This is a genomic window from Lentibacter algarum (assembly GCF_018860975.1).
In the GTDB taxonomy this organism is placed as follows: Bacteria; Pseudomonadota; Alphaproteobacteria; order Rhodobacterales; family Rhodobacteraceae; genus Lentibacter; species Lentibacter algarum_A.
In genome coordinates, this window is sequence record NZ_JAHKQI010000003.1 from 200,854 (window position 1) to 216,263 (window position 15,410).

General features: G+C 58.3%; 15 protein-coding genes and 1 tRNA gene. 14 read left to right on the forward strand and 2 right to left on the reverse strand.

Translation table 11 applies throughout. The features are described from left to right. The first annotated feature begins 154 nt into the window (after nucleotides 1–154). The 12 genes from KO498_RS03710 (at nucleotide 155) to ptsP (ending at nucleotide 12,073) form a co-directional block, all read left to right on the forward strand. Entirely contained in the window at nucleotides 155–1,441 is a 1,287-nt protein-coding gene (locus KO498_RS03710; RefSeq protein WP_215958528.1) for a homoserine dehydrogenase, read from the forward strand. A 59-nt stretch (nucleotides 1,442–1,500) separates the two neighbouring features. After that, nucleotides 1,501–3,246, forward strand: a complete 1,746-nt coding sequence (gene recJ, locus KO498_RS03715; RefSeq protein WP_215958529.1) for a single-stranded-DNA-specific exonuclease RecJ — start codon at nucleotides 1,501–1,503, stop codon at nucleotides 3,244–3,246. A gap of 83 nt (nucleotides 3,247–3,329) precedes the next feature. Continuing rightward, nucleotides 3,330–3,404, forward strand: a tRNA-Glu gene (locus tag KO498_RS03720). Nucleotides 3,405–3,521: 117 nt separating this feature from the next. Further along, a complete protein-coding gene (gene msrB / locus KO498_RS03725; protein WP_215958530.1) occupies nucleotides 3,522–3,968 on the forward strand; it encodes a peptide-methionine (R)-S-oxide reductase MsrB in 447 nt (148 codons plus the stop codon). Beyond that, a complete protein-coding gene (gene msrA, locus KO498_RS03730) occupies nucleotides 3,965–4,471 on the forward strand; it encodes a peptide-methionine (S)-S-oxide reductase MsrA (RefSeq protein WP_215958531.1) in 507 nt (168 codons plus the stop codon). The genes msrB and msrA overlap by 4 nt, the downstream gene beginning before the upstream one ends. After that, on the forward strand, nucleotides 4,471–5,919 hold the full coding sequence (locus tag KO498_RS03735; RefSeq protein WP_215958532.1) for a protein adenylyltransferase SelO: 1,449 nt from the start codon (nucleotides 4,471–4,473) through the stop codon (nucleotides 5,917–5,919). Before msrA ends, KO498_RS03735 begins: the two co-directional genes overlap by 1 nt. A gap of 37 nt (nucleotides 5,920–5,956) precedes the next feature. Then, nucleotides 5,957–6,754, forward strand: a complete 798-nt coding sequence (locus tag KO498_RS03740; protein WP_215958533.1) for a phytanoyl-CoA dioxygenase family protein — start codon at nucleotides 5,957–5,959, stop codon at nucleotides 6,752–6,754. Between the two features lie 56 nt (nucleotides 6,755–6,810). After that, nucleotides 6,811–7,287 carry an NUDIX hydrolase gene (locus KO498_RS03745; protein ID WP_215958534.1) on the forward strand — a complete coding sequence of 159 codons (477 nt, stop codon included), beginning with the start codon at nucleotides 6,811–6,813 and terminating at the stop codon, nucleotides 7,285–7,287. Next, the gene (locus KO498_RS03750) at nucleotides 7,284–7,706 is read left to right on the forward strand and encodes a DUF1178 family protein (RefSeq protein ID WP_215958535.1); all 423 of its coding nucleotides are present in this window, start codon (nucleotides 7,284–7,286) and stop codon (nucleotides 7,704–7,706) included. Before KO498_RS03745 ends, KO498_RS03750 begins: the two co-directional genes overlap by 4 nt. Continuing rightward, a complete protein-coding gene (locus KO498_RS03755) occupies nucleotides 7,706–8,347 on the forward strand; it encodes an SDR family NAD(P)-dependent oxidoreductase (RefSeq protein WP_215958536.1) in 642 nt (213 codons plus the stop codon). The genes KO498_RS03750 and KO498_RS03755 overlap by 1 nt, the downstream gene beginning before the upstream one ends. A 66-nt stretch (nucleotides 8,348–8,413) precedes the next feature. After that, nucleotides 8,414–9,652, forward strand: coding sequence for an aspartate kinase (locus KO498_RS03760; RefSeq protein ID WP_215958537.1), 1,239 nt, complete (start codon nucleotides 8,414–8,416; stop codon nucleotides 9,650–9,652). Nucleotides 9,653–9,817: 165 nt separating this feature from the next. Further along, nucleotides 9,818–12,073: a phosphoenolpyruvate--protein phosphotransferase gene (ptsP, locus tag KO498_RS03765; RefSeq protein ID WP_215958538.1), complete on the forward strand. Its 2,256-nt coding sequence runs from the start codon at nucleotides 9,818–9,820 to the stop codon at nucleotides 12,071–12,073. Here ptsP and KO498_RS03770 read toward each other — a convergent pair. Both KO498_RS03770 and KO498_RS03775 read right to left on the reverse strand, forming a co-directional pair. Next, nucleotides 12,070–12,858 (reverse strand): EcsC family protein, encoded by a 789-nt coding sequence (locus KO498_RS03770; RefSeq protein WP_215958539.1) that lies wholly within the window; start codon nucleotides 12,856–12,858, stop codon nucleotides 12,070–12,072. The genes ptsP and KO498_RS03770 overlap by 4 nt on opposite strands. Before the next feature lie 31 nt (nucleotides 12,859–12,889). Beyond that, nucleotides 12,890–13,375 (reverse strand): GNAT family N-acetyltransferase, encoded by a 486-nt coding sequence (locus KO498_RS03775; protein WP_215958540.1) that lies wholly within the window; start codon nucleotides 13,373–13,375, stop codon nucleotides 12,890–12,892. A 77-nt stretch (nucleotides 13,376–13,452) separates the two neighbouring features. On the opposite strand from KO498_RS03775, the gene KO498_RS03780 reads away from it, so the two are divergent. Further along, on the forward strand, nucleotides 13,453–14,058 hold the full coding sequence (locus KO498_RS03780; protein WP_215958541.1) for a flavin reductase family protein: 606 nt from the start codon (nucleotides 13,453–13,455) through the stop codon (nucleotides 14,056–14,058). Nucleotides 14,059–14,122: 64 nt separating this feature from the next. After that, on the forward strand, nucleotides 14,123–15,346 hold the full coding sequence (locus KO498_RS03785) for an MFS transporter (protein ID WP_215958542.1): 1,224 nt from the start codon (nucleotides 14,123–14,125) through the stop codon (nucleotides 15,344–15,346). Nucleotides 15,347–15,410 lie beyond the last annotated feature (64 nt).

Below are 15,410 nucleotides of genomic sequence, written 5' to 3' on the forward strand. Positions count from 1 at the left end.
ACGCATTATGCACTGTGGTATGCACTGCGGTATGCACGCAGTGTGCAGCCGGTTTTCACCCCTCAAAACAGCGTTAACCACAACGCACGTTGCGCGCACTTGCCCTCGCTGCTAAACCCCATTCAAACAGCTAAGAACCAGCAGGAGACAGCGGATGACAACCCCTTTGCGCATCGGAATCGCAGGCCTTGGCACCGTCGGTGTCGGCGTCGTCAAAATCATCCGCCAGAAGGCCAATCTGCTCGCCACACGTGCAGGCAGACCTATTGAAATCATTGCCGTTTCCGCCCGTTCAAAAGACAAGGATCGCGGTGTTTCTTTGGCCGGATACGCATGGGAGGATGATCCCGTAAAACTCGCTCAGCGCGACGATATCGACGTGTTCGTCGAGCTTATGGGCGGGTCTGACGGCCCCGCAAAAGCCGCCACAGAAGCCGCGATAGCCGCTGGCAAAGATGTGGTCACGGCCAACAAAGCGCTGCTCGCCATTCATGGCCAGAGCCTTGCCCAAACCGCTGAAAAGGCTGGTAAAATCATTCGCTTTGAAGCCGCAGTCGCTGGCGGCATTCCAGTCGTCAAAACCCTCACCGAGGGCCTTGCAGGCAATGACATCACCCGTATTTTGGGCGTGATGAACGGCACATGCAATTACATCCTGACGCGCATGCAATCCGCCGGTCTGAGCTATGAAGAGGTCTTTGAAGAAGCGAACCAGCTTGGCTACCTTGAGGCCGATCCCAACCTCGACGTGGGCGGCATCGACGCGGGCCACAAGCTGGCGCTATTGTCAGCAATCGCTTACGGCACGCAGGTTGATTTTGACGGTGTCGAGCTGCAAGGCATCGGCGCAATTACCATCGAGGACATCCACTCCGCCGCCGACATGGGTTACCGTATCAAGCTGCTCGGCGTGGCCCAAATGACAGGCCGAGGCCTCGAGCAGCGCATGACACCATGTCTGGTGCCCGAAACCAGCCCCCTAGGCCAACTCGAAGGCGGCACCAATATGGTCGTTCTCGAAGGCGACGCCGTCGAGCAAGTCGTGCTGCGCGGGCCCGGTGCTGGCGAGGGGCCGACTGCTTCTGCAGTTATGGGCGATGTGGTTGATATTGCACGCGGAATTCGCCCCTACAGCTTCGGTCAACCCGCCGCTGGGCTAAGCAAATCAAAGCCTGCCAGCAGTGCCGCTCCGGCGCCGTATTACCTGCGCTTTGCCCTGCAAGACAAACCCGGCGCTCTGGCCAAAATCGCCTCCGTTCTGGGCGAGGCTGGCATCTCGATCGACCGCATGCGCCAGTATGGCCATAGCGACACCGACGCGCCTGTTTTGATCGTAACGCATAAGGCCTCGAAGGCCGACTTAATGAGCGCAATTGAGGCAATGAGAAAGCTTGATGTCCTCACTGGCGAGCCCGTCGCGTTGCGTATTGAAGACCTCTGATTGCACGCGAGGCCGAACTGAGCCAAACTGCGATGCAGAACCGGTAAAAGCAGGCTGATATGTCTTTTCTTGGCATCACAAAATCCCTCACTGGCCGTGCATGGCTCGGCCCGTCTGTCGAGCTTGACCGCGCCGCCGAAGCTATCGCTCAGGCGACAGGCTTGCCGCGCGCTTTGTCACAAGTTCTAGCCCGTCGTGGTGTGGCCGCGAGCGAAGCCGAGGCGTTCCTCGCCCCGCAGTTACGTGACCTTCTCCCAGACCCACGCTCGCTCAAGGACATGGAGCTTGCATCAAGCCGTTTGGTGCAGGCCTTGGACGCCCGAGAGCGCATTGCTGTTTTTGCCGATTACGACGTTGACGGCGGCACTTCGGCGGCACTCTTGCTCGACTGGTTGCGCCAACAAAATCACGACGCCACGCTCTATATCCCTGACCGGATCGACGAGGGCTACGGCCCCAATGCACCAGCGATCGAGATGCTTGCCAGCGCGCATGATCTGATCATCTGCGTTGACTGCGGCACCGTCAGTCACGAGGCCTTGGCCGCGGCAAAAGGCACTGATGTCATCGTGCTTGATCACCATTTGGGTGGTGAAACGCTGCCAGACGTGCTGGCCGTAGTGAACCCCAACCGGCAAGACGAGAGTGGCGATCTGGCGCACTTATGTGCGGCTGCCGTGGTCTTTCTGACCCTTGTTGATGCGGGACGTATTCTGCGTGAGAAATCCCGCCAAGGCCCTGATCTTATTGCCATGCTTGACTTGGTCGCTCTCGGAACTGTAGCCGATGTTGCACCGCTTGTCGGGGTCAACCGCGCCTTTGTTGTGCAGGGGCTCAAAGTCATGTCACGGCGCGCGCGTGCAGGGCTCGTGGCGCTCAGTGACGTCGGCAGGCTTGATACCGCGCCCAAGGCCTATCACCTCGGGTTTGTGCTCGGGCCGCGCATCAACGCAGGCGGGCGCATCGGCAAAGCCGATCTTGGCGCAAGGCTGCTTGCCTGCACCGATATGCATGAGGCCAAGAGCATGGCCGAGCGACTTGATCAGCTCAACTCCGAGCGCCGCGCGATCGAGGATGAAGTGCGTGCAGCCGCACTTGCTCAGGCCGAAGAACGCGGGCTCGATCTGCCGCTGGTTTGGGCCGCTGGCGAAGGCTGGCATGCCGGTGTCGTTGGCATCGTTGCCTCGCGCCTGAAAGAGGCCACTGGCCGCCCTGCCGTGGTCATCGGATTTGATGGCGATGAGGGCAAAGGCTCGGGCCGGTCTGTGAGCGGAATTGACCTCGGAGCCTCGGTGCAAAAGCTCATGCATGAAGAGCTGATCGAGAAAGGTGGCGGACATAAGATGGCTGCTGGCCTGTCTCTGTCACGCGCACAACTTGAGCCCGCTATGGCGCGTCTGTCCGAGCTGCTCGACAAGCAAGGCGCTGGCGCGCTTGGCCCGTCTGATTTGCGCCTCGACGGTGCGCTCATGCCCGGTGCCGCGACAGAAGAACTGGTGAACCAGCTCGAAGCCGCTGGCCCTTACGGAGCTGCAGCCCCCGGCCCGCGCTTTGCCTTCCCCGATTGCGCCATACACTTTGCCAAGAAAGTCGGAGAAAGCCACTTGCGCCTCACGTTTTCCGACGGCACAGGCCCCCGACTGAACGCTATCGCCTTTGGTGCATACGACACGGCCCTAGGCCCGGCCCTGGAGAATCACGGCGGCGCACGCTTTCACCTCACAGGCCGCCTCGAACTCAATACCTGGCAAGGGCGCACCTCCGTTCAGCTTCGTCTTGATGACGCAGCCCCTGCGAACACCTAGCCTGTGAAAAAAGTTGAAAACAGCCGCACATTTGCTATTGCGCGCCGCCCCCGCATTGCCTAAATAGCGCCTCACGGTGGTATGTCCCGTTCGTCTATCGGTTAGGACGTCAGGTTTTCAACCTGAAAAGAGGGGTTCGATTCCCCTACGGGATGCCACCGTATTTCCCCACTTTCCCGTTGTCACGTTTGCATGAGCATATACAGCTTGCCCCTTGGCAAACGACGCGTCTGCGCCCACATTATGCATCAGACACAAATGCGCGGAGGTCACCCATGACATACGAAAAATCAGACGCAGCCCTTGCCCGCCTGACACCTGAGCAACGCTTTGTTACCCAAGAGAGCGGCACAGAGCGGCCCTTTACAGGCGAGTATAACAGCAACTTCGAAGCCGGGCTCTATGTTGATATCGTCTCAGGAGAGCCGCTGTTTGCTTCGGCAGACAAGTTCGAATCAGGTTGCGGTTGGCCGAGCTTTTCAAAGCCAGTTGTCCCAGCGCATGTAGCCGAGCTAACTGACGAAACACACGGCATGGTCCGTACCGAAGTGCGCTCGACGCATGGCGACAGTCACTTGGGGCATGTTTTCCCTGACGGGCCGAAGGAAAGCGGCGGCTTGCGCTATTGCATCAACTCCGCAAGCCTGCGCTTTATTGCCAAAGCCGACATGGAAGCCGAGGGCTATGGCGACTATTTGAACCAAGTGGAGGACGCGAGATGACAGAACGTGCAGTATTGGCTGGCGGCTGCTTTTGGGGCATGCAAGACCTGATCCGCAAGCTGCCGGGCGTCAAGGCCACACGCGTTGGCTACACTGGCGGCGATGTTGAAAACGCGACCTACCGCGATCATGGCACCCACGCTGAAGGCATCGAGATCATCTTTGATCCGGCGCAGGTGAGCTATCGCAAGCTGCTTGAGTTCTTCTTTCAGATCCACGATCCGAGCACCGTGAACCAGCAAGGCAATGATCGCGGCATGTCGTATCGCTCGGCGATCTACTATGTCGATGAGGCACAAAAGGCTGTGGCCGAAGACACCATCGCCGATGTCAACGCCTCCGGCCTTTGGCCTGCACGCGTTGTCACCGAGCTTGAGCCTGTCGGTGCCTTTTGGGAGGCCGAGCCAGAGCACCAAGATTATCTAGAGCGCCTGCCAAACGGCTACACCTGTCATTTTGTGCGGCCTGGTTGGACTTTGCCCAAGCGCGACGCAGCCGAATAGTGTTGTTTAACTTTGACAACACCTACGCGCGCGAGCTTGAGGGCTTCTATGTCTCGCAAATCGGCGCGCCCGCCCCTGCACCTAAGATGCTCGCTTTCAATTCCGGGTTGGCGGCAGAACTGGGTTTGGATGCCACTGCGCTCAACAACGAGCAAGGCGCGCGCATCTTTGCCGGTAGCGAAATGCCCGAAGGGGCTTCCCCCCTTTCGATGGCTTATGCCGGGCATCAGTTCGGCAATTTCTCGGCACAGCTTGGAGACGGACGTGCACTGCTCTTGGGCGAGGTCATAGACACCAACGGCAAGCGCCGCGACATTCACCTCAAAGGCTCGGGCCGCACACCGTTTTCACGCGGTGGCGACGGAAAAGCCGTGATCGGCCCTGTGCTGCGCGAATACCTGATCGGCGAGGCCATGCATGCGCTCGGCGTGCCAACAACCCGCGCCCTTGCGGCTGTCACCACAGGCGCACAAGTGATGCGCGAAGGCCCGCAGCCCGGCGCAGTTCTGGCGCGTGTGGCATCTTCTCACTTGCGCGTTGGCACCTTTCAGTTTTTCGCGGCAAGAGGCGAGGCCGACCGCGTAAAGCAGCTGGCTGACTACGCGATCGTGAGGCACTATCCAGATCTCGCCGAGGCCGACGCTCCCTATGAAGAGCTGCTGCGCGCCGTGATGAATCGGCAAGCCAGCCTGATCGCAAAGTGGATGAGCCTAGGCTTTGTGCATGGGGTGATGAACACTGACAACATGACAATTTCAGGCGAAACCATCGACTATGGCCCCTGCGCCTTTCTCGACGCTTACAACCCCAAAGCGGTGTTTTCCTCTATCGACCAGTTCGGCCGCTACGCTTACTCCAGCCAGCCTGCAATCGGCGGTTGGAACCTTGCGCGTTTGGCCGAAAGCCTACTTGATCTGATCAACCCTGACAGCGACGAAGCCGTGCGCATTGCCACTGAAATATTAGCAGAGTATCTGCCGGCCTATGAGGCTGAATGGCTTGATCTGATGCGTTCCAAGCTCGGGTTATTCACATCACAAGAGGGTGATAAGCGGCTGGTAGATCATCTCTTTTCTGCAATGCATGAAGCCCGCGCCGACTTCACTCAGGTCTTTCGAGCCTTGCCTGACCCAGCGACAGCCGCACCACTGTTTGAGACCGCACCCGAGGCGTTTGAAGCTTGGTTGCCGCTCTATGCAGCTCGCTTACAAACCGAGCCTGAAGCCCCAAGGCGCAAGGCGTTGATGGATGGGGTTAACCCTGTGTATATCCCTCGAAATCACAAGGTCGAGGAGGCTCTTAGCGCCGCATCCGAAGGTGACATCTTGCCGTTTGAAGCCCTGCTCAAACTGTTGCAAACTCCCTTTCATCCACAGGCCGGTTTTGAAAGTTACGCCGAGCCTGCTCCTGCCGAATTCGGGCCATACAGAACTTTTTGTGGAACATGAAGTAAGAGGCGCAAGCCTTTGAAATAAAGGTAATATGATGACACATCCACTATTGACTGAAGATCAGATCAACGCCTTTCAACGAGATGGGGTTACTGTCATTCGGGGGCTGTTTGCGGATCACGTCGAGACCCTTCGCCGCGGCATCGAGGCCAATATGCAAGCACCCGGCCCCTATGCTTCCGAGAACAAAAAGGAAGGGCAGACAGGCCGCTTCTTTGATGACTATTGCAACTGGGAGCGTATCCCGGAGTTTGCTGAGGTGATCAAAACTTCGCCTGCGGCCGAGGTCGCCGCTGACCTCATGCGCTCGAAAAGTGTGCAGATGTTTCATGATCATGTTCTTGTCAAAGAGCCAGGAACGTCGATGGCAACGCCGTGGCACACTGACGGGCCCTACTACTTTGTAGAAGGCCAGCAAACAGTGAGCTTCTGGTCGCCGCTTGATCACGTCACCGATGCCAGCCTGCGCTGCGTTGCTGGCTCGCACAGATGGGAGAAGCCGGTGTTGCCGACGCGCTGGACCAGCGAGGAAAGTTTCTTCGCCAACAAGGACGACTATATGCCGATTCCTGATCCTGACGCCGAGGGCATGACCATTTGTGAGTGGGAAATGGAACCGGGCGATGCTGTTGCCTTCAACTATAGCATCCTGCACGGCGCACGCGGCAACACATCAGACACCCGCCGCCGCGCCTTTAGCCTGCGATTGGTCGGTGATGATGCACGCTATGTCACCCGCCCGGGGCCAACTTCACCGCCCTATCCGGGCCACGAAATGCAAGCCGGACAACGCCTTCGCGAAGACTGGTTCCCGATTTTGTTGCAACGTTAAAGCGCTTCGCTATACACTCGAAACACCACGCGAGCACATAGGGAACGGCCCTGCGGATGACCCTGCAAAACATCAAACAACTGCCAATTTCACTAAAAGGCGCGGGCAAAACCGACGTGCGCGGCCAGTTTGCTGCGTTGTGCTATCGCATTCGCAACGACAAACCCGAAGTATTGCTAATCACGTCACGCGGCTCACAACGCTGGATCATCCCCAAAGGCTGGCCAATGCACGGCAAAACACCCGGTGAATGTGCATTGCAGGAAGCCTGGGAAGAAGCCGGTGTGAAGGGCAAAGCCATCGAGCGCTGCCTCGGGATCTATTCCTACAACAAGTTCATCGGCCCCGAAAAAGGCATCCCCTGCGTGGCAATGGTCTATCCCGTTCGCGTGAAGGCCCTCGCCGAGAGTTTCCCTGAGAAAGGCCAGCGCCGCCGCAAGTGGTTTTCGCTCAAGAAAGCCGCGGCCAAAGTGAGCGAGCGCGAGTTAAAACAGATCCTCAAAACCTTTGATCCGAAGGCGCTCAAGCGATGATCAGCTTCTCGCTCAAATGTGCTGCCGGTCATAGCTTTGACAGCTGGTTTCAGTCGTCTTCCGCGTTTGACAAGCTGCACCGATCCGGGCTGGTTGTCTGCGCTATCTGTGGCTCGTCTGACATCAGCAAGCAGATCATGGCTCCAAATGTGAGCACCTCCCATAGCAAGCCTGAAAGCCCGCTTTCAACGCCGCAAAGCCCAAATGAGCAAGCCCTCGCTGACATGCGCCGCAAAGTTGAGGAAACCTCAGAAGATGTCGGAATGAGATTCGCCTCCGAGGCCCGCGCCATGCATGACGGCGACGCACCCGAGCGTTCGATCTATGGGCAGGCCAAGCCCGAAGACGCCAAAAAGCTGATCGACGATGGCGTGCCCGTTTTGCCCCTGCCCTTCATCCCGAAAAGGAAGACCAACTGATGCATATCGTGATTACAGGTGCCAACCGCGGTATCGGCGCAAAGCTCGCTGCCGACTATACCGCTGCTGGCCACACCGTCACCGGCACAGCGCGCAACACCCCGGGGCTGGCCACACTTGATGTGACAAACAAAGCCAGCCATGAGGCTTTTGCTGCAAGTATCACAACGCCGGTTGATCTGCTGGTTTGCAATGCCGGCGTTTACCCGGACAAACACGAACAGCTTGAAGGCGGCTACCCGCCTGAAATGTGGGCAGAGGCATATGCTACCAATGTCACAGGAGTGTTTTTAACTGTGCAAGCGCTCTTGCCCCGGCTTGAGCAAGCCAAAACCCCGAAGATCGCGATCATCTCAAGCCAAATGGCCAGCCACACCCGCGCACCGGGCGGCAGCTACATCTACCGCAGCTCTAAGGCCGCTGTGCTCAATCTCTCGCGAAACTTTGCAGCCGATTTTGCGCCAAAAGGCATCGCTGTCGGTGCCTATCACCCGGGATGGGTGCGCACCGATATGGGCGGCGCAGAAGGCGATATCGAGGTTGACCAAAGCGCGGCAGGTCTGATGGCGGAGTTTGACGCACTCTCGCTGGCCACAACAGGCTGCTTTCGTACATGGGACGGACGTGACCACGCATACTGATGCCGCTCCCTTGCCCTCGCGTTCAATCCGCTCTAAACCGCGCCAAACGCAAGTAAGAGGCCAACCATGCCCACATTGGTGATGAAATTCGGTGGCACCTCTGTCGCCAACCTTGACCGCATCCGCCGTGCCGCAAAGCGCGTTGGTGTTGAGGTGGCCAAGGGTTATGATGTGATCGTCATTGTCTCGGCCATGTCGGGCAAGACAAACGAGCTTGTTGGATGGGTCAACGAAACGTCACCGCTTTATGACGCGCGTGAATATGACGCCATCGTCAGCTCGGGCGAAAACGTGACAGCCGGCCTTATGGCACTCACCTTACAAGAAATGGACGTGCCCGCGCGCAGCTGGCAGGGTTGGCAAGTTCCGGTCAAAACCACGTCTGCGCATGCTTCAGCTCGTATTGAAGAGATTCCATCCGAGAACATCCTCGCAAAGTTTGCGGAAGGCATGAAAGTCGCCGTAGTCGCGGGCTTTCAAGGCGTCAGCCCCGAAGGGCGCATCACCACGCTGGGCCGAGGCGGCTCTGACACCACCGCTGTAGCTTTTGCCGCTGCCTTTGAAGGCGAGCGCTGCGACATTTACACCGACGTTGACGGTGTTTACACCACTGATCCTCGCATATCCGACAAGGCCCGCAAGCTCGACAAGATCGCCTTTGAAGAGATGCTGGAACTGGCGTCACTCGGGGCTAAAGTGCTGCAAACCCGCTCGGTCGAGCTGGCGATGCGCTACAAAGTCAAGCTCAGGGTTCTGAGCTCGTTTGAAGAACAATCCGACGACGCAGGCACGCTCGTTGTCGATGAGGAGGAAATCATGGAAAACCGCCCAGTATCCGGTGTCGCTTATTCACGCGATGAAGCCAAAATGACTTTGATCAGCATCGCCGACAGGCCCGGCATCGCCGCCGCCATCTTTGGCCCGCTCTCTGAAGCGGGCGTGAATGTCGACATGATCATTCAAAACATCGCCGAAGACGGGCGCACTGATATGACTTTTTCCTGCCCTGTTGATCAGGTTGGTCGTGCCCAGAAAGCTATGGAAGACGCTAAAGCATCGGGCGAGATCAACTATCGCGACTTGATCGCTGACACTGAAGTTGCCAAGGTTTCAGCCGTTGGTATCGGTATGCGCAGCCAGTCAGGCGTTGCGGCAACGATGTTCAAAACCCTGTCTGACGAAGGCATCAATATCAAAGTTATCGCGACGTCAGAGATCAAAGTTTCGGTGCTGATTGACAGAAAATACATGGAGCTCGCCGTGCAGGCGCTTCACGACGCGTTTGAGCTAGACAAACTCACCTAGCCCAACTTGCCTGTTTTTCCGGCAGTTAGCGCTAAAGAGGCGATCAAGCCGCCTCCGAAGGCAATTTCCCGTTTCCCTTGTCACATCCCTGTGGTGTATGCTGTGTAACGGTTCGGCCTGAGTGTTCAGGGCAACGGGCCGCAAGGGGAGCGAAGCAACACGCCGATGGCTGATGCAGAGAAAAAAACCAATAGCCGGCAGATGCTTGCACGCCTACGGGAAGTGATGGCAGAAGACAGTGCTGGCCAAGCGCGACTTGACACAATCACCAAACTGATTGCCGAGGAAATGCACTGCGATGTTTGCTCGGTTTACCTGTTTCGCGATGAAGACACTCTCGAGCTTTGCGCCACCGAAGGCCTCAAACCTGAGTCCGTGCACCAAACCCGCTTGAAACTGGGCGAAGGTTTGGTTGGTCTTGTCGCGCGAAAGGGCCAACGGATCAACACGCCTGACGCCCCCTCCGAGCGCGGATTTCGGTATATGGCCGAGACTGGCGAAGAGATGTTTTCAAGTTTCCTCGGCGTGCCTATTCAACGCCTCGGAGAGAAGCTCGGCGTGCTTGTGGTGCAAACCAAAGTCAGCCGCGAGTTTGTAGACATCGAAGTTGATGCACTTGAAGTTGTCGCCATGGTGCTGGCCGAAATGGCCGAGCTTGGTGCTTTTGTCGGCGAAGGAGCAGCGCTGACGGCGCGGCACACCCTGCCCGTCTTGCTGCGTGGCGCAACAGGTCAGGAAGGCGCGGCACAAGGCCATGTCTGGCTGCACGAACCACGTGTTGTGGTGACAAACCCGATCTCTGACGACCCACACCGCGAGCTTGAACGCCTACAAGAAGCCGTTGAAGACGTGCGCGTAGGTGTCGACAAAATGCTCGCCGGCGCACGCGGCGGCGGCAAAGAGCAGATGGAAGTGCTTGAGGCCTACCGCATGTTCGCCAACTCCAAAGGCTGGATGCGGCGCATGGAGGAAGACATCAGCCGCGGGCTTTCTGCCGAGGCTGCTGTTGAAAAAGAGCAGTCAAACGCGCGCGCGCGTATGCAACAGGTAAAAGACGCCTACCTGCGTGACCGCTTGCATGATCTTGACGATCTCTCAAATCGCCTTCTGCGCACCTTGACAGGCCAAGGCAGCGAAACCGGCGCCGAAATGCCGAGCGACCCTGTGCTTATCGCCCGCAACATCGGCCCCGCCGAACTACTGGACTATGGCCGCTCGCTCAAAGCAATCGTGCTTGAGGAAGGCTCCGTTGGCTCACATGCAGCCATCGTTGCACGAGCATTGGCGATCCCGTTGGTCATTCATGCCGAGCGCATCACGACCGAGGCGCTGAACGGCGATCACATTATGGTCGATGGTGACCAAGGCGTTGTGCACCTGCGGCCCGACGATACAGTTGTTACCGCCTTCAAAGACAAGATCGCCATGCAGGCCGAGGCCCAAGAGCGCTACGCCTCGATCAGGGACAAGCCCGCAGAAACCCGCGATGGTGTGACAATTTCCTTGAAAATGAACGCCGGCCTCATGGCAGATTTGCCTTCACTTGAAGGTTCTGGGGCCGAGGGCGTCGGGCTGTTTCGCACCGAGCTTCAGTTTCTCGTGCGCAACCAGATGCCCAAACGCAGCGAGCTTTCGGCGCTCTATGCACGCGTGCTTGATGCGGCTCAGGGCAAACGCGTGGTGTTTCGCACACTTGATATAGGCTCCGACAAAGTGCTGCCCTACATGAAGCCAAACGACGAACCAAACCCGGCGCTCGGCTGGCGCGCGATCCGCGTTGGTCTCGACAAGCCCGGAATCCTGCGCATGCAACTGCAGGCTTTGCTGCGCGCCGCTGCTGGGCGTCCGCTGTCGGTCATGTTCCCGTTTGTGGCCCAGTTCGAAGAATTCCGCGCCGCCCGTGCCGAGATGGAAAAGGCACTTGCCCGTGAACATACCTTAGGACACATCCCTCCCGAGAGCCTAGAGATCGGCGCCATGCTAGAGACACCCTCGCTGGCCTTCGCGCCCGACCAATTCTTTAACGAAGTTGATTTCCTCTCGATCGGCGGCAATGATCTCAAGCAGTTTTTCTTCGCCGCTGACCGCGAGAACGAGCGCGTGCGCCGTCGCTATGACACTTTGAATGTGAGCTTCCTCACCTTCCTTGAGCAGATCGTCACCCGCTGCAATGGCTCGTATACGTCGCTTAGTTTTTGTGGAGAAGACGCTGGCCGCCCCGTCGAAGCAGCCTGCCTCGCCGCCATAGGTCTGCGCACATTGTCCATGCGTCCGGCCTCTATCGGGCCTGTCAAAAACATGCTGCGACGGGTTGATCTGGGCGAGCTTCGCGCCGTCATCAACGCCGCGCGCGATGCAGGCGAGCAGTCTGTGCGGCCGCGGGTTATGGAATACATCAAAAGCACCAGCCCGACGCGCTAGCCTGCGCGGTTAAGCTTCGGCTTTTCCAGCTTGGAGCGAAATCGCTTCGTTAACTCGGCAAGCCCGACATCCGAGCGAACCGCCAATCTCCGTAGCCCGAACTGCACATGCGCCATATCCTGATAGTAGCTTGTGTAGGCATAGTTCGTCGCAGCCCCCGCCGCTGCGCCAAGTATCGGCACGGTTTGAGCTGCGAGTTTCTGCCCGAGCACCACACCAAAACGCGGTGCGACCCGTGTGATCAATGCCTTGATCGCTGCGCCGTTGACCAGCACCCTTGTCGAAAGAAACGCAAGGTCTGCTCCGTCGTCGCTCTCCAACGGCCCGGCGGCCGCAAAAACCTGAATGCAATCATATCTGACCGAGTCTTCGCTAGCGTCAAAGCCGTGTTCTTCTGCTATTGACTGGATCACACGCAACAGCACCGTGGTTGTCACAGGCAACTCGGCCAAAGCCGTTGGCAAGCCACCAAAACCGCCAGCAGCACCCATTGTCGTTGTCAGAGCAACACTCATCCAGCTGCTGCCCTGCGGCAAACCCTTCCCCGCTTTAGATGCTCCTTCGAGCGCAAAGTTCAAAGCACGCTCCGTCTGGGTCGCAAGCCCGTCCTGAATGGCTGGCGGCAGACGCTCAATAACGCTGTCAGCTTGCCCGCCAACGTGGTTCATCACGTCGATAACAAGACTGCCAGCTGAACGGTATCGCTTGGCAAGCTCTTCAAGTCTGGCCTCGACTTCGGCCTCAGTGATAGGCGCCTCGAGCACCTCAATGATCGCAGTTTTCATAGCTTAAATATTGGTGCACGCGGGTTGAAAATCAAGCATAGCGGCAGACTTTTCCACGCAAGCCATCCCATGCACCCGCTTGTAATGCACGGCCCAGAACCCGCTCGGGGTTTGTCGGCGGGGGCATTTCCACACCCTCCAGTCGCGTAAATCCAAAGCGTTTGTAATAAGGCGCATCCCCAACCAGCAACACGCGTTTCCAGTGCATTTCGCTTGCTGTTGCGAGGCTTTGGCGCATCAACTTACCGCCGATCCCCTCGCCTTGCCGCGTCGGGTGAACCGCGATTGGCCCTAGCAAAAGCGCGGGCTCGGTGCCGACCAAAACAGGCCAATAGCGTATCGCCGCGGCCAGAATGCCGGCTTCGTCACGCGCCAGAACAGACAGCTCGGCAACCGGCAGAACGCCCTCGCGCAAACGGTAAGAAGACAGCCCCTCACGTCCGGGCGCAAAGCAGAGGTCATAGAGGCTCTCGACCTCCCAGCTTTCGCTGGCTTGCTCTGTGGTTAACGTGATCACTTGGCAGATTTTCCCTTTCGGCTGGAAACGGGCCTAGCACGGGGTTATGCAATGGTGCAAACAAAGGATCATGCAAGTTGTTTTATCGCCCTCAGGACGGCCACGGCCTGCCGCACAACCCGTTCAATGCGCTCATTGTTCCGCGCCCGATTGCGTGGATTTCCACTCGCAACTCCGAGGGCATCGATAACCTCGCGCCCTATTCGTTCTTTTCGGGGACCGCCTACGAGCCGCCGCAAGTGATGTTTGCAAGCACCGGCACAAAGCCCGACCGCGACAACACCAAAGACACCGTTGGCAACATCCGAGCCAGTCAGGAGTTCTGCGTGAACCTTGTTGATGAAGCGAGCACCGATGCCATGAATACCAGCTCACGCGGCTTGCCTGCGGACGCTTCCGAATTCGACCATGCCAAACTCACCCGCGCAAACTGCGAAACCATCGCCTGTGCGCGCGTCGCCTCGGCACCTGCATCACTCGAATGCAAACTCGTGCATATTCAGCAAAGCAAAGGTGCGGCAAATTACGTCGTGATCGGTGAAGTCACCGGTATACACCTTCGCGACGACTGCATCGTCGATGGCAAGTTCGACTCTACCCGCTTCATCCCGCTGGCGCGCATGGGCTATCGCGACTACGCGTTGGTGCGCGAAGTTTTCGAGCTCGCTCGCCCGGATGACTGATCGCGACACAAATAAGTCGAAAACATACAAGCACATGTTTCTGACACTGCAATTCTAGGGTCTTATGCGCCTACTTGTTTCCTTCGCCGCCCTCTTTCTCTCTGTGGCTTTGTTGCAGCTCTCCTCCGGTGGTGTTGGCCCGCTTGATGCCCTCTCCGGCATCGCACTCAACTTTTCTCGTGCGCAAATCGGTTTGCTCGGCTCGGCACACTTCCTTGGCTTCTTCATAGGCTGCTGGTGGGCCCCGCGCCTCTTGGGTTCTATCGGTCACAGCCGCGCTTTTGCCGCCTTCACATCTCTCGGAGCGATCTCTCTGCTCAGTCACTATCTCGTTGTCGACGCTTACGCATGGGCACTCATGCGGGTGGCGTCCGGCCTCTGTGTGGCGGGCTGCTACACTGTTGTCGAAGCTTGGCTGCAAGCCAAAGTCACCAACGAGTCCCGCGGTCGCGCGATGGGCACATACCGTGTCGTTGACATGGGCGGTTCTCTCGCCAGCCAGCTGGTTATCGGCTTTCTCGAACCCGCAAGCTACGTTTCTTACAGCCTTCTGGCGCTGCTCTGTTGCGCCGCCTTGCTACCAATCACACTGACAACGGCAAGTCAGCCCGAAACGCCTGCCGCCCCGCGCCTGCGCCCGATGCTCGCGCTGTCACGCTCTCCTCTGGCTGCCGCCGGTGTGGTTGTCGCAGCGCTTAGCTCGGCTTCATTTCGCATGGTCGGGCCTGTCTATGGTCAGGAAGTTGGCCTGCAAATCACCCAGATCGCGACCTTCCTCGCTGCCTTTATCCTCGGTGGCGCGCTGGCACAATATCCCGTTGGTTGGCTTGCCGACAAATATGACAGACGCTGGGTGCTGATCTGGCTTTCTGTCGCCGCCATTCTCAGCTGCGCCTCAACTGCGCTGCTACAAGGCCTCTCTACAACCGGCATCCTGCTCAACGCTGCGCTGTTCGGGCTCACAACTTTCCCGATCTATTCAGTTGCTGCCGCGCACGCCCACGACTTTGCCACCAACGAAGAGCGCGTCGAACTCTCCGCAGCCCTGATGTTCTGGTTCGCCACAGGGGCTATCGCTGCCCCGCTCCTCGCCTCGCAACTGATGGAAACCTTCGGCCCGCCCGCTCTCTTTATCATGATCGCCATCGGCCACGCCGCCCTCGCCGTCTTCGGCCTCGCCCGCATGCGCAGCCGCGCCACACCGGAGACGCGCACCCCCTACGTCTACGCTCCGCGCACCTCCTTCACCATCGGCCGCCTCTTGGGTCGTAGCCGCGACAAGCCCTAAAACCCGCATCAAGTATCAGCCAACTCATTTTCTTGGGTCAAGTATCCCGGGGATGTGGGGGCTG